This is a genomic window from Dietzia sp. CQ4 (assembly GCF_014145125.1).
GTDB classification, from domain to species: domain Bacteria; phylum Actinomycetota; class Actinomycetes; order Mycobacteriales; family Mycobacteriaceae; genus Dietzia; species Dietzia natronolimnaea.
Map to the genome: position 1 here is coordinate 1 of NZ_JAALDZ010000253.1, position 22,919 is coordinate 22,919.

At 70.0% G+C, this 22,919-nt stretch carries 21 protein-coding genes; 4 read left to right on the top strand and 17 right to left on the bottom strand.

The window, feature by feature from the left end:
* Positions 1-61: 61 nt before the first annotated feature.
* The 7 genes from G6031_RS13905 to aceA form a co-directional block, all read right to left on the bottom strand.
* A complete protein-coding gene (locus G6031_RS13905; protein ID WP_182653577.1) occupies positions 62-1,168 on the bottom strand; it encodes a hypothetical protein in 1,107 nt (368 codons plus the stop codon).
* A 79-nt stretch (positions 1,169-1,247) separates the two neighbouring features.
* On the bottom strand, positions 1,248-1,769 hold the full coding sequence (locus G6031_RS13910) for a helix-turn-helix transcriptional regulator (RefSeq protein WP_187700505.1): 522 nt from the start codon (positions 1,767-1,769) through the stop codon (positions 1,248-1,250).
* 160 nt (positions 1,770-1,929) lie between these two features.
* A complete protein-coding gene (locus G6031_RS13915) occupies positions 1,930-3,138 on the bottom strand; it encodes a DUF445 family protein (RefSeq protein WP_182609723.1) in 1,209 nt (402 codons plus the stop codon).
* A gap of 89 nt (positions 3,139-3,227) precedes the next feature.
* Positions 3,228-3,536: a hypothetical protein gene (locus G6031_RS13920; protein WP_179523424.1), complete on the bottom strand. Its 309-nt coding sequence runs from the start codon at positions 3,534-3,536 to the stop codon at positions 3,228-3,230.
* 77 nt (positions 3,537-3,613) lie between these two features.
* The gene (metE, locus tag G6031_RS13925) at positions 3,614-5,914 is read right to left on the bottom strand and encodes a 5-methyltetrahydropteroyltriglutamate--homocysteine S-methyltransferase (RefSeq protein ID WP_182653578.1); all 2,301 of its coding nucleotides are present in this window, start codon (positions 5,912-5,914) and stop codon (positions 3,614-3,616) included.
* A gap of 5 nt (positions 5,915-5,919) precedes the next feature.
* Complete coding sequence (locus tag G6031_RS13930; protein WP_179523426.1) at positions 5,920-6,840, bottom strand: 3-hydroxybutyryl-CoA dehydrogenase; 921 nt, start codon at positions 6,838-6,840, stop codon at positions 5,920-5,922.
* 161 nt (positions 6,841-7,001) lie between these two features.
* Positions 7,002-8,291: an isocitrate lyase gene (aceA, locus tag G6031_RS13935; protein ID WP_179523427.1), complete on the bottom strand. Its 1,290-nt coding sequence runs from the start codon at positions 8,289-8,291 to the stop codon at positions 7,002-7,004.
* 193 nt (positions 8,292-8,484) lie between these two features.
* Here aceA and ramB point away from each other — a divergent pair, with 193 nt between their 5' ends.
* Together ramB and G6031_RS13945 are read left to right on the top strand one after the other, a co-directional pair.
* The gene (gene ramB / locus G6031_RS13940; RefSeq protein ID WP_179523428.1) at positions 8,485-9,939 is read left to right on the top strand and encodes an acetate metabolism transcriptional regulator RamB; all 1,455 of its coding nucleotides are present in this window, start codon (positions 8,485-8,487) and stop codon (positions 9,937-9,939) included.
* Positions 9,940-9,944: 5 nt separating this feature from the next.
* Positions 9,945-10,523, top strand: a complete 579-nt coding sequence (locus tag G6031_RS13945) for a carboxymuconolactone decarboxylase family protein (RefSeq protein WP_182653579.1) — start codon at positions 9,945-9,947, stop codon at positions 10,521-10,523.
* Between the two features lie 9 nt (positions 10,524-10,532).
* Here G6031_RS13945 and G6031_RS13950 read toward each other — a convergent pair whose 3' ends face one another.
* Positions 10,533-13,034 (bottom strand): glycoside hydrolase family 65 protein, encoded by a 2,502-nt coding sequence (locus G6031_RS13950; protein ID WP_179523430.1) that lies wholly within the window; start codon positions 13,032-13,034, stop codon positions 10,533-10,535.
* Positions 13,031-13,768, bottom strand: a complete 738-nt coding sequence (locus tag G6031_RS13955) for a beta-phosphoglucomutase family hydrolase (protein WP_182653584.1) — start codon at positions 13,766-13,768, stop codon at positions 13,031-13,033. Before G6031_RS13955 ends, G6031_RS13950 begins: the two co-directional genes overlap by 4 nt.
* A 273-nt stretch (positions 13,769-14,041) precedes the next feature.
* On the opposite strand from G6031_RS13955, the gene G6031_RS13960 reads away from it, so the two are divergent.
* The gene (locus tag G6031_RS13960; RefSeq protein WP_182640627.1) at positions 14,042-14,824 is read left to right on the top strand and encodes a hypothetical protein; all 783 of its coding nucleotides are present in this window, start codon (positions 14,042-14,044) and stop codon (positions 14,822-14,824) included.
* Positions 14,825-14,967: 143 nt separating this feature from the next.
* Here the strand turns inward: G6031_RS13960 and lpdA are convergent, their stop codons facing one another.
* Both lpdA and G6031_RS13970 read right to left on the bottom strand, forming a co-directional pair.
* Complete coding sequence (gene lpdA, locus G6031_RS13965; RefSeq protein ID WP_182653580.1) at positions 14,968-16,362, bottom strand: dihydrolipoyl dehydrogenase; 1,395 nt, start codon at positions 16,360-16,362, stop codon at positions 14,968-14,970.
* Between the two features lie 123 nt (positions 16,363-16,485).
* Positions 16,486-16,641, bottom strand: a complete 156-nt coding sequence (locus G6031_RS13970) for a hypothetical protein (protein WP_179523434.1) — start codon at positions 16,639-16,641, stop codon at positions 16,486-16,488.
* Positions 16,642-16,775: 134 nt separating this feature from the next.
* Between G6031_RS13970 and G6031_RS13975 the strand changes: the two genes are divergently transcribed.
* Complete coding sequence (locus G6031_RS13975; protein ID WP_277820139.1) at positions 16,776-18,962, top strand: prolyl oligopeptidase family serine peptidase; 2,187 nt, start codon at positions 16,776-16,778, stop codon at positions 18,960-18,962.
* On the opposite strand, the gene G6031_RS13980 is transcribed toward G6031_RS13975, so the two are convergent.
* From G6031_RS13980 to G6031_RS14005, 6 genes are all read right to left on the bottom strand, one after another.
* Complete coding sequence (locus tag G6031_RS13980) at positions 18,922-19,821, bottom strand: alpha/beta fold hydrolase (RefSeq protein WP_182653582.1); 900 nt, start codon at positions 19,819-19,821, stop codon at positions 18,922-18,924. The two genes, G6031_RS13975 and G6031_RS13980, sit on opposite strands and share 41 nt — an antisense overlap.
* Positions 19,822-19,979: 158 nt before the next feature.
* A complete protein-coding gene (locus G6031_RS13985) occupies positions 19,980-21,089 on the bottom strand; it encodes an alpha/beta hydrolase family protein (RefSeq protein ID WP_179523437.1) in 1,110 nt (369 codons plus the stop codon).
* A gap of 367 nt (positions 21,090-21,456) precedes the next feature.
* Positions 21,457-21,618, bottom strand: a complete 162-nt coding sequence (locus G6031_RS13990) for a hypothetical protein (RefSeq protein ID WP_179523438.1) — start codon at positions 21,616-21,618, stop codon at positions 21,457-21,459.
* A 119-nt stretch (positions 21,619-21,737) separates the two neighbouring features.
* Positions 21,738-21,896, bottom strand: a complete 159-nt coding sequence (locus G6031_RS13995; RefSeq protein ID WP_182653583.1) for a hypothetical protein — start codon at positions 21,894-21,896, stop codon at positions 21,738-21,740.
* A gap of 415 nt (positions 21,897-22,311) precedes the next feature.
* On the bottom strand, positions 22,312-22,467 hold the full coding sequence (locus G6031_RS14000) for a hypothetical protein (RefSeq protein WP_182609541.1): 156 nt from the start codon (positions 22,465-22,467) through the stop codon (positions 22,312-22,314).
* A 51-nt stretch (positions 22,468-22,518) separates the two neighbouring features.
* Positions 22,519-22,662 (bottom strand): hypothetical protein, encoded by a 144-nt coding sequence (locus G6031_RS14005; protein WP_182609540.1) that lies wholly within the window; start codon positions 22,660-22,662, stop codon positions 22,519-22,521.
* Positions 22,663-22,919 lie beyond the last annotated feature (257 nt).

A 22,919-nucleotide genomic window follows, 5' to 3' on the forward strand; every position in this document is an offset into this window, starting at 1 on the left:
CCCCGGCCCGCTCGGGGAGAGCGGGCCGGGGGCGGCTGTCTGCGGCCTCAGCCGCGGTGACTCACTTGCTGCCGGAGTCGGACGACTTGTCGGTCGACGACGAGGACTTGGTCGTCGAGGACGACGACGGCGTGCTGGCCGAGCCGGAGGTCGAGCCCGAACCCGAGGTCGAGCCCGACGCCGACCCGGAGGTCGACTTGGTCGCCGAGGTGGACGCCGTCTTGGCGGCCGGGGTCGACTTGGTCGCCGAGGTCGACGCCGACTTCGACGCCGTGGTCGACTTGGAGGCGGTGGTCGACTTCGCGGCGCTCTTGGCCGGGGCCTTCTTCGCCGGGGCCTTCTTCGCGGGAGCCTTCTTGGCCGGGGCCTTCTTCGCGGTCGCCTTCTTGGCCTGGGCCGCCTGGGCCTCGACCTTCGCGGCACCGCTCTGGACCTCGTCCGAGGCGGCGTACGCGGCGTCCTCGACCTTGTCGGCGGCCTTGTCGGCGGCGGTACCGGCCTCCTCGGCGGCCTGACGGGCGGCCTTGGACACGCGTCCCGCGGCCTTCACGCCGATCGACCGGGTCTGGCGGGCGACCGTGCCGAGCGCGTCCTCGCCCAGCTCGACCTGCTCCTCCATGGCGCCGGCGGCGCGGGCGACCTGCTCGTTGACGCGGGCCAGGCCGGCCTCGAGCTGCGGGTTCTCCTCACGCAGGCGGGACACCACGTCCTCGCCACGGGCGGCGAGCCCACCGTAGATCCCGGCCGCGACCTCGACGTAGGCGTCGGCGACCTTCCGCAGCTCCTCGGGGCGGAACCGGTTGACCAGCTCCTCCACCTCGGCCGGCAGCGCCTGAACGCGATCGGGGACCTCGGTGACGCGGTTCTGCACGTCCGCCACGCGCTCGGTCACCCGGTTCTGCACGTCGGTCACGCGCTCGTTCACCTTGGTCTGGGCGTCGGTGACGGCCTCCTCCGCGCGACGACGGAGGTCCGAGACCAGCCCGGACACGGCCTGGACCGCGAGGTCGTTCACGCCGACGTAGGCGTAGACCGGGGTGCGCACGGCGGACAGCGCCTGACCGAGCGGGCCGCTCGGCGCGGTGTCCTTGGGGTTGGCCTGCGACTCGGCCTGCGCGGCGGCGGCCTGGGCGGGGGTCTTCTTGGAAACGGGCTTCTTCTGGCTCATGTCGGCTCCTTGATCGTTGTCATGCAGGTGTTGCGGGGTGGGATGTGACGTGGCCCCACGGGGCCGCCGTCGGACGGGCTCAGTGCACGTCGACGACCTGTTCGGCGGCGGTCGCGTTGTTCGTTCGGAACGACTCGTAGATCTCCACGAGCACCTCCCTCTGACGCTCGGTGAGGTCGGGCGCGGTGAGGATGGCGTCCCTCACCGGACTGCCCTCCTTCAGTTCGAGGATCCCGGCGCGGGCGTAGAGCACCTCGGCGGACAACCTCAGACCTCGTGCGATCTGACCCAGCACCTCAGCGGACGGCTTGCGCAGCCCACGCTCGATCTGACTCAGATACGGATTGGAGACGCCGGCACGCTCGGCGAGCTGCCGGATGGACACCTCGGCGGCCTCCCGCTGGGCGCGGATGAACGACCCGATGTCCTGCGACTCGGAGATGCGCTTGTCGTCGTCGCCCTGTGGGGCGACGTCGTCGTGACGGGGGACCTCGCCGGTCGGCTTGGCCCTCCGCGCGAGGGTCGCAGCGGTCGGTTCGACCGCCTGCGCGGCGGTGGACCCGGGCTTCCTGCCGGTCTCCCGGCCACGTTTCTCGGCCATGGAGTCCACCTCCCCTCGCCGTGCGTCTCACGTCGTCTGAGGACAACGCTAGCAACGAGTGCTAACTGCAGCAAGCGGTCGGAGCGGTGTGATGGGTCACAGGCTCGCGGCGGGCCCCCTCAGGGGCCGCGTCAACGAACGGGCAGGTCGAATGAGCAGGTCAGAAGACGAGCAGGGTGAACTGATGGATGATCACGCCGACGAGGGCGCCGACGAGCGTGCCGTTGATCCGGATGAACTGCAGGTCCTTTCCGGCGAGCAGCTCGATCTTCTCGGACGCCTCGTCGGCGTCCCACCGCTCGACGGTATCGGCGATGATCGAGGTCACCTCGCCGGCATAATTCACCGCCACGTACGCCGCGGTGCGGGTCATGTAGTCGTCGAGGCGCGCCCGGACCTTCTCGTCGTCGACCAGGAGATCGGCCAGCCGGCGCAGGAGGTCGTCGATCTTCACCCGGAGGGTCGAGGAGGAGTCCTCGGTGGCCTCGACGATCATCCGCTTGGCCGCCGTCCAGGCGGAGGCCGCCGCCCGACGGACCTCCTCGCGGTTCATCACCTCCGCCTTGAAGATCTCGAGCTTGTCCATCGTGGCCGGGTCCTGCTGGAGGTCGCGGGCGAAGTCCTCGACGAACCCGATCAGGGCCAGGCGGACCGCGTGCTGCTTGTCCACCTTGATCTGCCAGGTCCACTCGCGGAGCTCGCGGTAGGCGCGGTCGGAGAGCAGCTCGTTGACGAACTGCGGCGCCCAGGTGGGCGCCTTCTCGCGGACCCAGCGGTCGATGGTCTCCGGGTTGGCCTCGACCCACCCGTGGGTGCGGTCGGCCATGAGGTCGAGGAGAGGCAGGTGGCGGCCCTCCTCGAGGAGCTCGGCCAGGATCCGGCCCGCGGGCGGTCCCCACTTCGGCTCCGCGATCCGGGCGACGATGGTCCGCTCGATGATCGCCGTGGCGTCCTCGTCGCGCAGGACCGCCAGGACAGACCGGATCGCCTTGGCCGCCTGGTCGGAGGCGATCGCACGGTGGTCCTCCTCCTGGAGCCACTCGCCCGCCCGCGCGGGGATCCGGGCGCTGCGGACCTTCTCGCTGACCATCTCGGGATCGAGGAAGTTCTCGCCGACGAAGGTGCCCAGCGAGGTCCCCAGCTGGTCCTTCTTCTTGCGGATCAGCGCCGTGTGGGGGATGGGGATCCTCAGCGGGTGACGGAACAGCGCGGTGACCGCGAACCAGTCCGCGAGGCCACCGATCATCCCCGCCTCGGACGCCGCGCGCACGTACCCGGCCCACGCCCCGGCGCCGTTGGACAGCGAATACTCCGCGAAGAGGAAGATGATCCCGGCCACGACCAGGAACCCCGTCGCGACCAGCTTCATGCGGCGGAGCGCAGCCCTGCGCTCCGCGTCGGTCGCCGGGTCACCCGCGACCAGGGCGGAACCGCCCGCCGCGGCGACCGGGTCGAGCGTCAGTGTGCGTCCTTGCGCCCGTACTTGCGGAACCCGATCATGCACACCGCGAGGCCGATGACGAAGACGACGACGGTGGCCACGACCGCGGCCACGACCAGACCGAGGGACACGTCCATGTCGTCGGTGTAGAAGGCGAGCGCCGTGATGGGCAGACCCAGCATGCTCATCGCCAGCAGCATGATGGCCGAACCGGCGTAGATCTCGGTCGAGTACAGCGGGTAGGTGGGCGCCACCTCGGTCGCGTACTTCGGGTAGTACTCCTCGACGATGGCAGCACCAGTGTGCTCGAGGGTCTGACCGGCCATGATGTCGTCCTCTTTCGTCTACTACCGATCCCGGACGCGGCGGCCCGGGAGTTGCTTGACCCGATTCTATTGGAACCTCAGGTCCCGCGGGCAACCGCCCGGCGGATTCGTCGCGCCGCGGTGACCAGGTTGCGCAGACTCGGCTCCAACTGCCATGTGTAGCGGGTCTTGAGCCCGCCGTCCGGGACCGCCCAGAGGCGGTCCACCCCCACCGCCGCCACCGCCTCGAGCAGCCTCTCGTGCAGCAGGTCGATGTCCGGGACGAAACCGGATCGAGACTCGTACACACCCGGGGCCACCTGCCGCGTGAGGGTGTGGTCGGTGAGGGCGTCGAGGACCCAGTCGATCGACCGGGTCGCGACGATCGCGGTCACGTCCGCGTCGAGCCCCTCGATCGCCTCCTTCATCACCTGGAGCGACGAGTAGCTCAGGTGCGTGTGGATCTGGGTGTCCGGCCGGGCACCCGCCGACGCCAGGCGGAACGTCGCCACCGCCCACTCGAGATAGGCCCGCCTGTCCGCGCCCCGCCGCGGCAGCAGCTCGCGGATGGCCGGCTCGTCGATCTGGACGATCGCCAGCCCCGCCTCCTCCAGGTCCGCCACCTCGTCGCGGATCACCAGCGCCAGCTGGGTGGCCACCTCGGGCAGCGCGAGGTCCGTCCGACAGAAGGACCGGGCGAGCATCGTCACCGGCCCCGTCACCATCCCCTTGACCGGCCGGTCGGTCAGGGTCTGCGCGTACCCCGTCCACTCGACCGTCATGGGCGCGGGCCGGGCCACGTCCCCGTACAGGATGGGCGGGCGCACACACCGGGACCCGTAGGACTGCACCCACCCGTGCCGGGTCGCGGCGAACCCGTCGAGCAGTTCCGCGAAGTACTGCACCATGTCGTTGCGCTCGACCTCACCGTGGACCAGGACGTCCAGGCCGATGTCCTCCTGCAGCCGGATCACCGAGGCGATCTCCTCCCGCAGGTAACCGCAGTAGCGCTCGTAGTCGATCCGGCCGTCGGCCAGGTCCCGGCGTGCCCGACGGATCTGTACCGTCTGCGGGAACGAGCCGAGGGTCGCGGTGGGGAGGATCGGCAGCCTCAGACGCTCCGCCTGCAGAGGCGCCCGCTCCGCGTAGGGCATGCGGACCTTGTCGTCGTCGTCCACCGACGCCGTCCTGGCACGCACGTCCTCCCTGCGCGCACCGGGCCGCACCGGCAGCGGCCGCCAGCGCGGCGTGGGCCCGTCCACCAGCGCGTCCGCCAGTGACACCACCTCGGCGACCTTCTGTCGCGCGAAGGCCAGCGCGTCCTCGAGTTCCGCGGGCAGGTCCACCTCGGCCCCGACGTCGTAGGGCACGTGGAGCAGCGTGCAGGACGTCGAGACCACCAGGTCGGCGAAGGTGGCCTTGAGCTGCCTCAGATAGTCCAGGACCTCGAACTTGTCCGTGCGCCAGACGTTCTGGCCGTCGACCACGCCGGCGTAGAGCCGCTTTCCGGCCAGTCCCGGGATCGCCGCGAGTTCGTCCGCGGGCCGGTAGCCGTGGACCAGATCCAGACCGATCGCCTCGATCCCCGTGGACGCGAGCGCGGGCAGCGCCCCGGCCAGGTCCCCGTACTGTCCCGTCACCAGGATCCGCGGGCGGGTGGGGGCCGCGGACAGCCGGTCGTAGGCGTGCCGGACCTGCTCGACCTCGGCCGGCGTGCGCTCCATGGTCATGCAGGGTTCGTCGAACTGCACGCACGTGACGCCCGCCCCCGCCAGCGCCTCCAGCAGGGCCTCGTACTGCTCGAGCACCCGGTCGAGCAGCGCGATCGGCCGGAAGCCGGGGGCGGCGGTGGGTGCGGGCTTGCTCAGCAGCAGCAGCGACACCGGGCCGGTGATCACGGGCCGGATGTCGACCCCCAGCTCGTGGGCGCGGGCGACCTCCGCCAGCAACTCCGCCGGTCGCAGGCCCAGGACGGAGGAGTCCTCGAACTCGGGCTGGCGGTAGTGGTACGGGGTGCCCTGCAGGGCGACCAGTTCCAGGGGCGCCACGTCGGCACGGCCGCGGGCGAGCGCGAACTGCGTGTCCAGCGGGGACAGATCGCGGACCAGGTCCCGGAAGCGGTGCGGGACGGCGCCGATCAGCAGGGCGTCGTCCAGGACGTGGTCGTAGAAGGAGAAGGTGTGTCCCGGGATCTGCGTGATCCCGGTCTCGCGGAGCTCCTGCCAGGTCGACTCCCGGATCCGGCGCCCCACGGCGAGGAGTTCGGACCGGGTGCCGTCGCCGTGCCAGTACCGCTCCAGCGCGCGTTTGAGCTCGCGGCGCGGGCCGATCCGCGGATACCCCAGCACGCTGGACGCACGGCTGAGAGCGAGGTGCGAGCGTTCGAGCTCCGGGGCCACGGCGGTCAGCGGGCGGCTCGGGCGGCGGCGCGGGGGACGTCGTACCGATAGAAGCCGTGGCCGCTCTTCTTCCCCAGCCGTCCGGCCTCGACCATGCGCAGCAGCAGGGGTGGCGGGGCGTACAGCGGCTCGCGGAACTCGGTGTACATCGAGTCCGCGATCGCCTTGACCGTGTCCAGCCCCACGAGGTCGGCCAGGGAGAGCGGGCCCATCGGGTGGGCGCACCCCAGCACCATGGCCTTGTCGATGTCCTCCGGGGTGGCGAAGCCGGATTCGGCCATCCTGATGGCCGAGAGCAGGAAGGGCACGAGGAGCGCGTTGACCACGGCTCCGGACCTGTCCGCGGAGTGGACCACCTGCTTGCCCAGGACCTGTTCGGCGAACCCCTCGGCGCGCTCGCGGACGGACTCCCCCGTCTCCAGCGTGCTCACCAGCTCGACCAGCGGGAGCACCGGGACGGGGTTGAAGAAGTGCATGCCGATCACGCGCCGGGGCCGCGCGGTGCACGCGCCGAGCTTCATGATCGGGATGGAGGAGGTGTTGGAGGCCAGGACCGCCTCCGGATCGGTGACCACCTCGTCGAGTTCACGGAACACGGCCGTCTTGGCCGCCTCGTCCTCGACGATCGCCTCGATCACCAACTGTCGATCGGCGAAGTCCCCGAGGTCGGTGGTGAACCGCAGCCGCAGAGCGGCCTGGTCACGCTCGCGCCGGGTGATCTTCCCGGAGGACACGCCCCTGTCGAGCGAGGAGAGGATGCGGGACCGGCCCGCGGCGGTGAGTTCCCGGGTGGACTCCCACACCAGGACGTCGACGTGGGCGCGGGCGCAGACCTCGGCGATCCCGGCCCCCATCTGGCCTGCACCGACCACTCCCACGCGGGTGATCGACCCCTGTCCCGGGGCTACCTCGCGGGTGGTGGGCATGTGCGACACGTCCTTCTTCGAACCTGGGGACCGCTCACGGGCGTTGCCCGGGAGTGCGTGAGACACACGCGGGGGCCGGGGCCGCCTCGAGGAGACGGCCGCGGCCCCCGGTGTGTTCACGCCACTGTGCGTATCGCCCTACGAGCGGGCGACGCGGGAGGTCAGTGGAACTGACCCTCCTCGGTGGAGCCCTTCAGCGCCGCGGTGGACGTGTTGGGGTCGACCGTGGTGGCGATGCGGTCGAAGTAACCGGAACCGACCTCACGCTGGTGCTTGATGGCGGTGAAGCCACGCTCCTTGGCGGCCTTGAACTCGCGCTCCTGCAGCTCGACGAACGAGGTCATCTGGTTGCGGGCGTAGCCGTAGGCCAGATCGAACATGCCGTAGTTGAGGGAGTGGAAGCCGGCCAGGGTGATGAACTGGAACTTGAAGCCCATCGCGCCGAGCTCCTTCTGGAACTTGGCGATGGTGTCGTCGTCGAGGTTGGCCTTCCAGTTGAAGGAGGGCGAGCAGTTGTAGGACAGGAGCTGGTCCGGGAACTCGGACTTGACGCCCTCGGCGAACTTCTTGGCGTACTCGAGATCCGGGGTGCCGGTCTCCATCCAGATCATGTCGGCGAACGGGGCGTAGGCCTTCGCGCGCTCGATGCACGGCTCGATGCCGTTCTTGACGTGGTAGAAACCCTCGGGGGTGCGCTCACCGGTGATGAACGGGCGGTCACGCTCGTCCACATCGGAGGTGATGAGCGTGGCGGCCTCGGCGTCGGTGCGCGCGATGATGACCGACGGCACGTTGGCGACGTCGGAGGCCAGGCGGGCCGAGGTCAAGGTACGGATGTGCTGGCTGGTCGGGATGAGCACCTTGCCACCGAGGTGGCCGCACTTCTTCTCCGACGCGAGCTGATCCTCCCAGTGCACACCGGCGGCGCCGGCCGCGATCATGGCCTTCTGCAGCTCGTAGGCGTTGAGGGCGCCACCGAAGCCGGCCTCGGCGTCCGCGACGATCGGGGCGAGCCAGTTCTCCACCGAGGTGTCACCCTCGATGCGGGCGATCTCGTCGGCGCGCAGCAGCGCGTTGTTGATGCGGCGCACGACGGTCGGGACCGAGTTGGCCGGGTACAGCGACTGGTCCGGGTAGGTGTGGCCCGAGAGGTTGGCGTCGCCGGCGACCTGCCAGCCGGAGAGGTACACGGCCTCGAGGCCGGCACGGATCTGCTGGACGGCCTGGTTGCCGGTCAGCGCGCCGAGGGAGTTGACGAAGTCCTTGTTGTTGACCTTGTCCCAGAGGATCTCCGCGCCACGGCGGGCGAGGGTGTGCTCCTCGACGACGGTGCCCTGCAGCTCCGCCACCTGCTCGGCGGTGTAGTTGCGGGTGATGCCCTTCCAGCGGGGGTTGGTGTCCCAGTCCTGCTGGATCTCTGCAGCGGTACGTGCCTTGCCGACGTTCGACATCGCGACTCTTTTCTGTCTCGGGGGCGGACCCGGCTTCGCACAATTGCGAGCGCGGCGTCCTGTACCTGGAAAGGATGCCACACGCATCGCAGCCCGTCTACCTGGGAATTGTGCGAATCTGGCGAGTTTCCTTGCATTGCTTGCGAACTTTGCGAAGAATGTGGGGCACACCACCGACCCGCGGGAGCCATCGATGACCACGACTCACATGGGTGCTCGCCTGCGCCGCCTGCGCGAGGAGCACGGCCTCACCCAGGCCGCCTTCGCCGAGACGCTCGGGCTCTCGGCCAGCTACCTGAACCAGCTCGAGAAGGACGCGCGCCCGGTCACCTCCCGGGTGCTGGCCCGACTGTCGGAGGAGTACGGGGTCGACTCGACCTTCTTCGCCTCCGACGCCGACACCCGGCTGATCGCGGAGCTCACCGAGGCCCTGTCCGACCCCCAGGTGTCCACCGGGATCCCCGCGGGCGACGTGATCGACCTGGTCCGTGCCCACCCGTCGCTGGCGCGCGCCTTCGCCGTGTTGAACCAGCGGTACCGCAACTCCGCGGACCTCCTCGCGGCCCTCACCGAGAGCCGCAACGCCCTGTCCGACGAGGCGGACACCTTCGCGCTGGCCATGCCGCACGAGGAGGTGCGCGACTACTTCTACCAACGCCAGAACTACATCGACTCCCTGGACACCGCGGCCGAGGAGCTCACCACCCGGATCCGCATGAACCGCGGCGACGTCCGGGCCGAGCTGGAGAACCGGCTCGCCGAGATCCACGGCGTCAGGGTGGTGCGCCGCGTGGACCTGCCCGACGGGTTGTGGCACCGCTTCTCCGCCCGGGACCGCCGGTTGGACCTGTCGGCGCACCTGACCGGAGGGCAGCAGGCCTTCCGGGTGGCCTCCGAGCTCGCGTTCCTCGAGCACCGAGAGCTGCTCGACCAGCTCGTGGCCGACGGGGCCTTCAGCTCCCCCGCCGCCGGCGCCCTGGCCCAGCGCGGGCTGGCCAACTATTTCGCCGCGGCCGTACTCATGCCCTACCAGCGCTTCCTCGACACCGCCGAGGACTTCCGCTACGACGTCGAACGCCTGATGACGTTCTACGCGACGGGCTACGAGACCGTGTGCCACCGCCTGTCCACACTCCAGCGCCCGGGCGCCTCCGGGGTGCCCTTCAGCTTCGTGCGCGTCGACCGCGCGGGGAACATGTCCAAGCGGCAGTCGGCCTCCGGCGTCCACTTCACCACCTCGGGTGGCACCTGCCCGCTGTGGAACGTCTACGAGACCTTCTCCTTCCCGGGCAAGATCATGCGCCAGGTCGCGGAGTTGCCGGACGGGCGCCTGCACCTGTGGGTCTCACGGACCGTCACCACCCGGCCCATGCGGTTCGGGCAACCCCGCAAGACCTTCGCGATCGGTCTGGGCTGCGAGGCCCGTCACGCCCACCGCACCGTCTACGCGCAGGGACTCGACCTCGCCGATGCCGACGCCGCCACCAAGATCGGGTCAGGGTGTCGCATGTGCGAGCGGCCCGCCTGTCCGCAACGTGCCTTCCCGCCGCTGAACCGCACCCTCAAGGTGGACGCGCACCGGTCGTCGCTCTCGCCGTATCTGCTCGACGAACCCCACTCGCCGGCCGCCTCCCCTGCCCTACCCTGACGGCCATGAGCCAGCCGCACAGCACCGACAGCCATCCCCGCGACCCGGCCCGGCCCCGCATCCGCCCCGGCGGGTTCCTTGAACTCGGTCCGGTGGGCTGGGCCGTCAACCGCGTGGGCGCCCGCGTCACCGGCAGCCAGGACGTCCATCTGTTCGCCACGCTCGGCCGTGCGCGCCGGCTCTTCCCCGCGTGGCTGGCCTACTCGGGGATGATGATGCCGTTCGGGGTGCTCGACCGCCGGACCACGGAGCTGGTGATCCTGCGCGTGGCCCATCTGCGCGGCAGCGCCTACGAGCGGGCCCACCACGAGCGGATCGGCGCGCGGGTGGGGCTGAACGACGACGAGATCACCCGCACCCTGCGCGACCCCGCGGACGCCGGCTGGTCGGATCGGCTGCGCGCGGTGTTGACCGCGGTCGACGAGCTGGTGCGGACCAAGGACATCGCGGATGACACGTGGGCGGAGGTGGCGGCCCACCTGACGGAGGCGGAGCTGGTGGGTCTGGTGCAGCTGGTGGCGCAGTACGACGGACTGGCCACGTCCCTCCGGGCCCTGCGGATCCAGCCCGACCGCCCCCGCTGACCGCTCCCCTCAGCCCTCCACCGCGGCGAGCTCGGCACGGGACAGGCAGGCGCGGGCCCGCTCGTCCAGCCCCAGCGTGAGGGTCTGGCCGGCGGGTACGGTCACCGGCTGCCCCTGCACGGTGCACTCGAAGTCGGCGCCGTTGAGGTTGTCGATCGTGATCTCCGTGTGGGTGCACCGGACCTTCACGTGCGTCCCGCGCACGGTCAGCCGGAACGTCAACGCGCCCCACTCGGCGGGCACCCGGGGGTCGAACGAGATCTCGCCCCGGTAGTCGCGCATCCCGCCGAACCCGCTCACGAGCGCCGACCACACCCCGCCCGCGGAGGCCACGTGGATCCCGTGGGCGGCGTTGCCGTGCACGTCCGCCAGGTCCACCACCAGCGCCTTGGAGAAGTGCTCGAACGCCTCGTCGCAGTACCCGATCTCGGCGGCGATGATCGACTGCACGACCGCCGAGAGCGTCGAGTCGCCGGTGGTGAGCGGATCGTAGTACTCGAAGTTGGCCCGCTTCTGCTCCTCGGTGAACTCGTCGCCGCGGAGGAACATCGCCAGCACCACGTCGGCCTGCTTGAGGACCTGGTGGCGGTAGATCACCAGCGGGTGGAAGTGCAGCAGCAGCGGGCGGCGCGGGTGCTCCAGGTCCTGGTCCCAGACCTCCTTGGCCAGGAAGTCCTGGTCCTGGGGGTGCACTCCGAGCGCGTCGTCGTAGGCGATCACCATGTTCTCGGCGGCGCGCCGCCATTCCGCGATCTCGCCGTCGTCGATCTTCAGGCGGCGACAGATCCCCGCCCACCGGCCGTCACCCAGCTCGGCGATCCGCTTGCACGCGATCGCGGCGGCCACCAGGTTGAACCTCGCCATGGCGTTGGTGAACAGGTTGTTGTCCACCACGGTGGTGTACTCGTCGGGACCGGTGACGCCGTGGATGTTGAAGCATCCGTCGTCGGCGAAGAACCCGAGCGAGACCCACATCCGCGCGGTCTCCACCAGCACGTCCACGCCCTCGCGGATCATGAACTCCTGGTCCTCGGTGGCCCAGAGGTACTTGACCATGGCGTGCGCGATGTCGGCGTTGATGTGGTACTGCGCGGTGCCGGCCTCGTAGTAGGCGGAGGCCTCCTCGCCGTTGATCGTGCGCCACGGGTACAGCGCGCCGTTCACGGACAGGAAGCGTGCGCGGGCGCGGGCCTTGTCGAGCATCGAGTACCGGAAGCGCAGGGCGTTCCGGGCGAACCGCGGCATCGTGTAGGTGAGGAACGGCAGGACGTAGGTCTCGGTGTCCCAGAAGTAGTGACCGGAGTAGCCGCTGCCGGTGACGCCCTTCGCGGCGATCCCGTAGGTCTCGGCGCGGGCGGAGGCCTGCGCCAGCTGGAACAGGTTGAAGCGGATGGCCTGCTGGGTCTCGGGCGGGCCGTCCACCTCCACGTCCCCGCGATGCCAGAAGTGGTCGTACCAGTCGCGCTGCGTGCGCTGGAGGTCCTCGACGCCGCGGTCGCGCGCGCGGGACAGGGTGCGCGCGCACCGGTCGGCGAGCTCACCGGCGGGGACCTTTTCGGAGGTGTGGTACGCCGCCAGCTTGGTCAGCCTCAGGACGCGACCGGGGGTGGCGTGGGCGTGGTAGACGACCTTGGACGCGTCGTCGTCGCTCTCCACGCTCATGTCGACCTCGTCCTCGGTCTCCACCTCGTGGTCCACCGCCACGGCGATCGACATGCCCGAGTTGGCGCAGCGGTACCCGTGGACCTGGTAACCGCGCTGGCCGTCGGAGACCACCGGCTCGAGCACCCGGTGGTCGAGGCCGTCCGAGCGGCGCGGGTCGAAGCCCTCCGGCACGGTCTCGGCGGAGCGGTACTCGTCCTCGCCGTCCTGCCGGTTGAGCACCTGCGACGAGATCACCACCGGTGCGGGCTCGTCGGGCAGCTCGATCTCGTAGGTCATCACCGCGAGGTGCTTCTCCACCATCGAGACCATGCGGGTGGTGCGGATGACCACCTTCTTGCCGGCCGGCGTGCGCCAGACCAGCTCGCGCCGCAGGATGCCGTCGCGGAAGTCGATGCTGCGCTCGTAGTGCTCGAGGTCGGCCTCGCTCACCCGCAGCGGCTCGTCGTCCACGTAGATGCGGATCGTCTTGGTGTCGGGCGCGTCCACCATGGTCTGGCCCTCGCGCGCCAGACCGAACGCGTCCTCGGCGTGCTGGATGTGCCAGGTCTCGTGGAACCCGTTGACGTAGGTGCCGTGCGTGTGGGAATCACGGCCCTCCTCGGGGTTGCCGCGCATGCCCAGGTAGCCGTTGGCCACGGCGAACTGCGTCTCGGAGACCCCGAGCGGGGAGGCCTTGGGGTTGGTCTCCACCCAGCGCCACGGATCCGCGGGGTGGGTGGAGCGGTTGATCTCCGGCACCTCGAGGTGGCTGCGGAGGTTGACGCCGTAGGTCGTCCGGATGTTGCCGGGGACGGACTGGCCGATCGTGTCGTGGACCGGGCCGCGCCCGGGGGGGACGGGTGTCATGACCGTGCCCCCGTCAGCCCGGGGATCAACTCGGCCAGGTCGACGACGACGAGGTCGGCACCCTCCCGCAGCAGGACCTCGCGACCGGCGCCGCGGTCCACGCCGATGACGTGCGCGAACCCGCCGGCGGCACCGGCCTGCACGCCCGAGACGGCGTCCTCGATCACCACGCAGCGGTCCGCGGGCACGCCCAGCAGCTCGGCCCCCCGCAGGTACGTGTCGGGCCGGGGCTTGCCCGGGATGCCCTCGGCCTGCGCCACCAGCCCGTCGAGGATGACCTCGAAGCGGTCCCCCAGCCCCGCCGCCTCGAGCACGGGGCGGGCGTTCTTGGAGCTGGAGACCACGCAGGAGGCGATCCCGGCGGCGTCCAGGGCGTCGAGGTAGGCGACCGACCCGGGGTAGGCCTCGATCCCCTCGTCGAGCAGCTCACGGAAGACGATGTTCTTGCGCAGCCCCAGCCCGGTGATCGTGTCCGAGTCGGCCGACCCCTCGCCGTCACCCTCGTCGCCCTCGGGCAGCGTGAGGCCGCGCGCGGCGAGTATCGAGGCGATCCCCTCCACCCGCGGTTTGCCGTCGATGTAGCGGAAGTAGTCCTCGTCCGAGTAGGGGTCGATCCCGCGGTCGGCGAAGTACGCGGAGAACATCCGGTTCCACGCCTGCATGTGCTTCTCGGCCGTCGGGGTGATGACCCCGTCGAGGTCGAAGAGCACGGCATTAATGCCGTCATGGTCCATGTCGAATCCTGCTTCCGGGTCGGTGGGCCGATCGGGCTCGTCCGGTGACGCATCAAGGGTAGACACCCGGCGGCCGTATCGAACCCCTCACCTCCCCCCGTGCGGCCGATCTCACGCCCGGCGCGGACGGATGTGGGAGCCACCCGGCCTCCGCCCGGGAGGGACGCGTCGGGAGGGATGTGGGGTCCACCTGGCCTCCACGCGGGGCGGAATGCACTGTTGCCGGGTGCCCGGTGGCACTATGGTCGGTGACTCTGGACTAGAAGGAGAGAGATGCGACTTCGCACCCGCAATCCCCGCCGTGTCGCGATCGCCGGCCTCGCACTGGTCACCGCGGCCGCACTCACGGCCTGCACGTCGGACTCCGACGACTCCGGGAACGGTGACGCCTCGGGCGACACCCAGACCACGGCGACCATCGACGAGTCCGCACCCGAGGCGCCTCTCGACCAGCTGGTCCTGTCCGAGGGCGAGGCCCCCGGTGGCGGTGTGGTGCAGGTGATCGAGCCGGATCTCCTCCAGGAGGCCGTCGACAAGCTCGTCGCCGACCAGGGCAAGCAGCTCATGGAGGACCCGGCGTGCGACCGTGTCTCCCGCCTCGAGACGGTCTCCAACTTCGCGACCACCGACGGCTTGACCGCAGCGGTGCGGTACAAGCAGTCGGAGGAGGACGACACCGAGCACCGCTTCGGGATCGGCATGGTCGGTCAGAGGCTCGACGACTTCATGGACCGCTCGTTGTACGAGGCGTGCACCTCCTCGCGGAGCTCGACCAACCCCGCCGTCGAGCTCGTGATGACCGTGGCGGACGCCCCGGCCATCGAGGGCACCGAGGGATTCCGGGTCACCAGCGACTTCATCACCACCCGGCCGGACGGCACCCGCTCGCTGAGCCGGGCCATCGCGATCCACGGCTTCACCCGTGACACCACCGTAAGTGTCGAGTACGCGGCCCGCGGCAACAACCCGGCTGCGGACCCGGTCCTGCCCTCCGCGGCCGGCGCCCTGGACGCCATCTACGAGGCGCAGATGGCCAAGATCGTCGTGGCCGAGTAGGCCCCTCGACCGTCGTCGGCGCCCCAGCCATCGAGAAGAGCGTTCCGCGCACGTCGCCCGAGAGGCGGTGCGCGGAACGCTCTTTTCGTTGACCGCTGCCCGGTGAGTGCGGGCCCGGCCGGGTCAGGGCCGGGCCGGCGCCCCTAGAGGTTGATCATGTGGCCACTGACGCCCTCGACGGCCTCCTTCATGGCCTCCGAGAGGGTCGGGTGGGTGTGCACGTTGCGTGCCACGTCCTCGGCGGTGAGGTCCCACATCTGCGCCAGGGTCAGCTCGGGCAGCAGCTCGGAGACGTCGGGGCCGATGAGGTGGGCACCGAGCAGTTCGCCGTGCGTGCCGTCGGCCACGACCTTGACGAACCCGACCGCATGGCCGAGCCCGTGCGCCTTGCCGTTGGCGGAGAACGGGAACTTGCCCACCTTGACGTCGTAGCCCTCGTCGCGGGCCTGGGCCTCGGTCAGCCCGAACGAGGCCACCTGCGGCTGGCAGAACGTCGCGCGCGGCATCATCCGGTAGTCACCCAGGGTCTGCGTCTGGGCGCCGGCCATGGTCTCGGCGGCCACGACTCCCTGCGCCTCGGCCACGTGGGCCAGCTGCAGCTTGGCGGTGACGTCGCCGAGGGCGTAGATGCCCTTGACGTTGGTCCGCATGTTGTCGTCGATGGCGATGGCGCCGCGGTCGGTGAGCTCGACACCGGTCTTGTCCAGGCCGTAGCCCTCCACCCGGGGCGCGAACCCCACGGCCATCAGCACCTTGTCCACGGTCACGGTCTGGGACTTGCCCTCCTCACCGTTCTTCTCGACCTCCACCTCCACCGAGTCGCCGTTGTCGGTGACCTTGGTGGTCTTGTGCCCGGTGAGGACCTTGACGCCGAGCTTCTTGTAGTGCTTGGCGATCTCCTTGGAGACCTCCTCGTCCTCGTTCGGCAGGAGACGGTCCATGAACTCGACGATCGTCACCTCGACGCCGTAGTTGGACATGACGTAGGCGAACTCCATGCCGATGGCCCCGGCGCCGACGATCACGACGGAATCCGGGAGCTCGCGGGAGAGGATCTGGTCCTCGTAGTCCACCACGTTCTCGCTCAGCTCGATCCCGGGCAGCGTCTTGACCACGGAACCGGTGGCGATGATGCAGTTGTCGAACGTGTACGAGGTGCCGTCGACCTCGATCGTCTTGTCGTCGGTGAAGGTGCCGAAGCCGTCGATCTCGGTGATCTTGTTCTTCTTCATGAGGAAGTGGACACCCTTGACGATGTTGTCCGAGACCTTGCGGCTGCGGTCGTGGGCCACCCCGTAGTCGAAGGAGACGTCCCCGGAGATCCCGAACGTCTTGGCGTCACGCAGCACCGTGTTGGCCAGCTCGGCGTTGCGCAGCAGCGCCTTCGAGGGGATGCACCCGACGTTGAGGCACACACCGCCCCAGTATTTCTCCTCGATCACGGCCACCTTGAGGCCGAGCTGCGAGGCGCGGATCGCGGCGACGTAGCCACCGGGGCCCGCGCCGAGGACGATGAGGTCGTAATGAGTGTCAGCCACGACACACAGGGTAGCGCTCCCGACGGCCGCCGAGCGGCGGAGCGGCGTGGAACCCCACCCGAAATGAGCGTCGCCGCCTCCTCCCGGGGGGAGGGGCGGCGACGGTGCCCGAGTGGGGCGAGCTCAGGACAGGTTGCCCAGGACCGACTTGAGAGCCGAGGCGACGATGTCGCCGACGGTCTCGGCGATCATGTCGGTGATGTTGCCGGTGGCGCTGCCGCCGCTGAGCGAACCGGAATCGCCCGAGCCGGTGCTGAGGATGTCGGTGAGGGAACCCATTGTGTATCTCCGTTTATCGAGTGCATCCCCGAGGATTTCGAGAATGGCCGGGTCAGGCGACCCCTGCATGGCGTTGATGGTACTGACGCTACGGCCCGGTAACAAGAGCCTGTGGATTTCTTACACCGGTTCAGTTGCCGACGGGCCGCACACGGCATCATCGGGGCATGAACTCATCCGCGTCGCCCGATCCGTTCCTGCATCTCGAGGACGTCGACTCCGCCGGGGCCCTCGAGTGGGTCCGGGACCGGAGCGACCGGACCGTTGCGGAGCTCGCCTCCGGGCCGGAGGCCGAGACGGCGTACGCCCGCGCCCTGGAGATCCTCGACGCCTCGGACCGCATCGCGTGGCCGGTCCTGCGCGGCCGCCACGCCTACACCCTCTGGCGGGACGCCGACCATCCCCGCGGTCTGTGGCGACGGGTGCCGTGGTCCGTGCTCTCGCGTGGTGCCCCGGGCGTCGACCACCCGGCCTGGGAGACCCTGGTGGACGTGGACGCCCTGGCCGCCGAGGAGGGGGTCAACTGGGTCTACTCGGGCACCGTGGTCCGGCGCCCCGCGGACGACAGGGCGCTCATCCGGCTCTCCCGCGGGGGCGCGGACGCGGTGGAGGTCCGCGAGTTCGATCTGACCGCCCGCCGATTCGTCCCGGAGTCCGAGGGCGGGTTCCGGTTGTCCGAGGCCAAGAGCTCGGTGTCCTGGGTGGACCGGGACACCCTGCTGCTGTCCTCGCCGCTGGACCCCGGCGGGTCGGACGCCACCGACTCCGGCTACCCCCGCCTGGCGCGGCTGTGGCGTCGCGGGACCGACCCGCTCAGCGCGCCGGTGATCTTCTCCGGACGATCGGAGGACGTGGCGGTGGGCGCCGCGTACGACCTCACCTCGGGCCGCTACACGGCCAGCCGTGCCCCCGACTTCCACACCTCCGAGGAGTGGTTCTGGTCCCCGGGGGTCGATCCCTCGACCACCGCACCCCACCGACTCCCGGTCCCCGAGGACTGCCGCGTGGAGTCGTGCGGGGACTGGCTGCTGCTGCGGCCGCGCACCGATCTCGAGGTCGCCGGACGCACCCACGCCGGCGGGTCGGTCCTCGTGCTGCCGTGGGCCGCGATCGACGCCGACCCCTCGCGGTTGCCCGAGCCCGTCGTCCTGTTCTCCCCCACCCCCTCCACCACGGTCGAGGACGTGACCTGGGGCCGGGGCCGGATCCTGCTGACGATCCTCGACGACACCGAGTCCCGCCTCGAGGCGTACACGATCCCCGACGCCGCGGACGGGGCCTGGGAGCCCCGCCCCGTCGAGGGCTTACCGGACCACGTGTCGGTGGACGTGCTGTCCTGCGACCGCCTGTCCGGCGCCGACGCAGGCGGCGGAATGGACGACGACGAGCGCCCACACCCCGACGACGCCGTCCTCGCGGTGTCCGGGCCGATCGTGCCGCCGTCGCTGGTGCTGCTGCGCGCGGACGGCTCCACCACGACGCTCGGGTCCACCCCCGACCGGTTCGACACCACCGGCATCGAGGTCACCCGGCACACAGCGGTCAGCGACGACGGCACCCGCGTGCCCTACACCGTGATGCGCGGCCCCGGCCCCGACGGGCCGAGGCCGACCATCCTCTACGGATACGGCGGCTTCGAGGTGTCCATGCGGCCGTCGTACGCGGCGCTGCGTGGGGCGCTCTGGCTCACCGGGGGCGGCGTCTACGTGGTCGCGGGGATCCGCGGCGGGGGCGAGTACGGACCCGCCTGGCACAAGGCCGCCGTCCGCGAGAACCGCCCCCGCGCGTTCGAGGACTTCGCGGCCGTGGCCCGGGCCCTCGTCTCCACAGGGGTGACCACCCGCGATCAGCTCGGCGCGACCGGCGGGTCCAACGGGGGGCTGCTCATGGGCGTCATGCTCACGCGTTATCCGGAACTGTTCGGCGCGATCGCGATCGCGGTCCCGCTGCTGGACATGCGGCGCTACCACCTGCTGTTGGCCGGCGCGTCCTGGATGGCCGAGTACGGCGACCCCGACTCCGCGGACTGGGACGACTTCCTGGGCGCGTACTCGCCGTACCAGCACGTCGAACCCGCCTCGGATCGTCCCTACCCCCCGGTGCTCATGACCACCTCGACGCGGGACGACCGCGTGCACCCGGGGCACGCCCGCAAGATGACGGCCGCACTCGAGGCCGCCGGGCACGAGGTCGCGTACTACGAGAACGTCGAGGGCGGGCACGCCGGCGCCGCGGACAACTCGCAGGAGGCCCGGAAAGCGGTCCTCACCTACGAGTTCTTCAGGCGTCGGCTCCCTCGTCGTCGTCCCGTGACGGGCTGAGCGCCACCTCCCGGTCCATCCACGCCAGCACCCGGGTGACCACCTCGGCGGGCTTGCGCGCCCACGTGTTGTGGCCGAGCGCCTCCGGCTCCACCTCGAGGCTCGTCCGGGCGGCTGGCAGCATCGCCAGCAGGCCACGGGCCGCGCTCTCGGGGGCGAGCGGGTCCTCGGCGATGACCACCGAGAGCGCCGGGACCGTGACGCGGGCCAGGCCCGCCCGGTAGTCGAGGTCGGCGCGCGCCGGCTGCATGTCGCCCCGGGCCGCGAGGCGGGACCAGTCACTGATGCGCTCGGCCGGGATCCTCCCGCTCGCGCCGAAGAACTGTCCGGGGACGTGTCCGGCCAGCCACCCGATGGTGGGGAGCAGGATCGCGCCCAACCGCAGTCGCCGGCCCACGCGCCGGGGATACCCGCGGTGGAACGGGGACTGCGCCGCCACCGCGACCAGGCCCACCACCCGGGGGTCGTGCCGCGCCAGGTGATACACCCCGATCTGGGCGCCCATGCTGTGGCCCAGCAGCACCACGCTCCGAGTCCCCAGCTCGCGCTGCATGGCGTCCAGCGCCAGCGGCACGTCCTCGGCGGCGCTCTCGTGGTAGCCCGCCGCTGCACCGCCGCGGCCGATGCGGTGGGTGCTCTCGCCCTGGCCCCGCAGTTCCGTGATCGCCACGTCCACGCCCTCGGCGGCCAGTGCGCGGGCCAGCGGGAGGTAGTACCGGGCGCCGACGGCGATGCCGGGCAGGACCAGCACGGCGGGCCTGTCGGAGTCCCGCTGGTCGGCCTCCACCATCAACAGCGGACTCGTGCTGCCGTCCGCGTGCCGGAGCTCGGTCCGCCGCGGGTCGTCGGTCTTGGTCATGCGTACAGGATGCCGCAGTCCCCTGCCCACACCGCACCCGGCCCGACGTGACCACGCGCACGCTGCACGCCCACGGACGACGACGGACCCCGCCCCACTCGGATGGTGGGACGGGGTCCGTCGGAGCCGGGACCCGGGGGCGCCGGCGCGTCAGCCGATCAGATCGGGCCGTAGCGCGCGTTCATCGCCTGGGCCATCATCGGCCAGGACTGCTTGAGGTCGTCCTCCCAGTAGCCCCACGAGTGCGTGCCGTTGGGCGCGAAGTCGAACTGGGCCGGGATCTGCAGCTCGCCGAAGCGGCGGGCGAGGTTGGCCGTGCAGTACTGCGTGGCCGCCTCGATGATGCCGCCGACGATCGCCTGGTTGGCGAGGGCCGGGATGCTGTTGCGCAGACGCCAGTTCTCCAGCGACTCGTGCGGGCCGGGCAGGCCGTTGCCGGTGGAGATGAACATGGCCGGCAGGGTGCCGTTGTCGCGCTGGGCGACGAACTTGTGCGCCTGGGCGACCGGGTCGTTGGCCACCCAGCCCGGACCCGGGTAGGGGCCCCACATGTTGTCGAGGTTCGCGCCGCCACGCATGCCGGTGACGATGTTGATGAACTGGTAGCCGATCGGGGTCGACGTCTCGGCACAACCCGAGTACGAGCCGATGGCCTGGAAGCGGCCCGGGTGGTTCTGGGCGATCGTCAGGACCGAGGTGGCGGTCATCGAGATCGCGGCGAGGCTGCGCTTGCGGTTCGGGTAGTTGCCGCCGTACCGGCCCTCGAAGAGGGTCGGGAGCTCCTGCGCGAGGTAGGTCTCGAACGCCATCGGGCGGTTGGTCTCGCGGGCGTAGCGGGTCTGGACGTTGGGATCGTGACGCTGCCAGTCCGTGTAGTAGGAGAAGGCACCACCGATCGGGGTGACGGTCCAGACGTCCTTGTCGGACATGAAGGCCCGGACGTCCGACTGTGCCTGCCAGGTGGCCGAGTCCTCGCCGCCACCGGCGCCGTTGACCAGGTAGAGCACCGGCGCGCCGGCGTTACCGTCGCGGGGGCGCTGCACGATGTTCGGGACCTCGATGGCCATCTTGTCCGACCACACCGACACGATCAGTCGACCGTCGGGAAGCTGGGTCTCGACGACCTTGTTCTGGGCGGTGGCCTTGGTGTACTGGATGTTGCCACCCTGGGCCTGTGCCGTGCCCGTGGCAACGACGGGGACCATGGCCGCGGCGATGGCCGCTGCGGCGACCTTGGTGCCCAACCGGCCGCTCTTGACTGAACGCATATTCCGACGCCTAACCTTCTCGTTGTTCACAGACGGACCCGGGCAGACCCTCGCTTGACAGCTAACCCGATTCCCAGTAGTCACACAAGTCCCACTAAGCACACCCCTGGTGGAAGCGTGCCTACAGGACCGAGTCTTGCGCCCGCCGGGCACCATCCGAGGATGACATACCCGGGTGGCCCGCCGGTAACCGCGGAACCACCCTTGCGGCTCACGTCAACATTATCGACGCTACCCGGCCTCTTGTTACCGATATGAAGAAAATCCGATACACCCCTCGCGGCGCGTGGGCGGGCGCCACACCGGGGAGCACACGAGAAAGGGCCCCGGGCGAGGCCCGGAGCCCTTTGTCGATCAGCCGTACGACTCAGGCCATGAAGCCGGCGTCGAGGGCCTTCTGGAAGTCGCCACCGGCGAAGTAGCCGATGCCCTTGACGACGTTGTTGACGGCGCCGAGCAGGCCGCCCGCGAGGTCGACGAGACCCTTCGGGCCGAGCAGCTCGCCGACGGAACCGAGGTCGATACCCATGCTGTACTCCTATAGAGAGGTGTGGTCCGGACGGATCCGGGCCGAGATGATGTTCGGGGGGTCGGTTGCTTTACGCCGCAGCCGGGGCGGTGCGCCGGAGCGCGAGGATCTGAAGCAGATCAGAGGCCGGTGACGTCGACGTCGCCGCCCAGGCTGCCGAGTGCCGCCAGCGCGTCGAGGGTGCCCTCGCCCGTGACCGAACCCGTGAAGCTGACGACGCCGTCGATGAGGTTCTTGACCGCGGTGAGTGCGGCGCTGATGGCGCTGAAGTCAGGCATGTGTGTCTCCCTTTGAAAGTGGTGCCCCGGCTCATGGGGCCAGAGTCAGAGTAATCTGAGCGGCTCCGAAGTCAATTGTGACTTCCGTCTCCATTGAGACCGGGTGACGACGAGGCGAACTCAGGGCATCCTTAGTGGCGCAGATCACGGATGCGAGGAAATCCTAACATCCTGCGGTAACTGCGCAAACCACAAAAAGTCATGCGCATATTCTGTTTAGTTAGCTTCTGCTCATACACTGGTGCGCCACGCACGCTGTTCACCAGAACATCACCAAGAATTCTTTATCTTCGGTCCCTGACAAACGGGCTTGAACCGTCAACCGTCCCCGCACGCACAGATGCGGCCCGCGCGAGGGAGATCGCACGGGCCGCACCGGTGTGCTGGGGGCATGGCCGCCCTCAGCAGGCTCGGGTCACCACATCATGAAGCCTCCGGCGAGGGCCTCCTCGAAGTCGCCTCCGGTGAAGTAGGCCAGGCCGGAGAACAGGTCTCCGAAGGCGCCGAGGAAGTCGTTGACATAGCCGAGGGCGCCGCTGACGCCGGCGAGGGATCCGAACTCGGGGAACATGGTGTACTCCTAGGTCTGCTGGGTGGTTATCTCTGGAGGTGGGCTCTGGGATCAGTCGGCGCTGATGCTCGACACGGCATCGAAGAAGTCGTTCATGCCCCCCTCGCCCCCCAGCGACCCGGTGAATGTGACGACGGCTCCGAGGATGTCGGTGATGCCTCCGAAGAGGTCGGACAGCTGACCGAAGTCGGGCATGGTGTTCTCCGTTCTCGTGCGTTCACGGCACCCTTCGAGGCGCCTGACAGGAACACTAGAAAAGGACGCGTGTCCACCACAATGGGCGAAACGGCACCGTAACCGCAGGTCACAGGCTATTTACGCGGCGGGGGAAAGATGACGATCCTGTTACGGGACCGCCACCGCGGCCCAGGAGTGTCCGGCCCGCCGTGACCCTTCCGAGGGCACGCAGAAAAGGCCGTGGCCCGCACCGGGGTTCTCCGGTGCGGGCCACG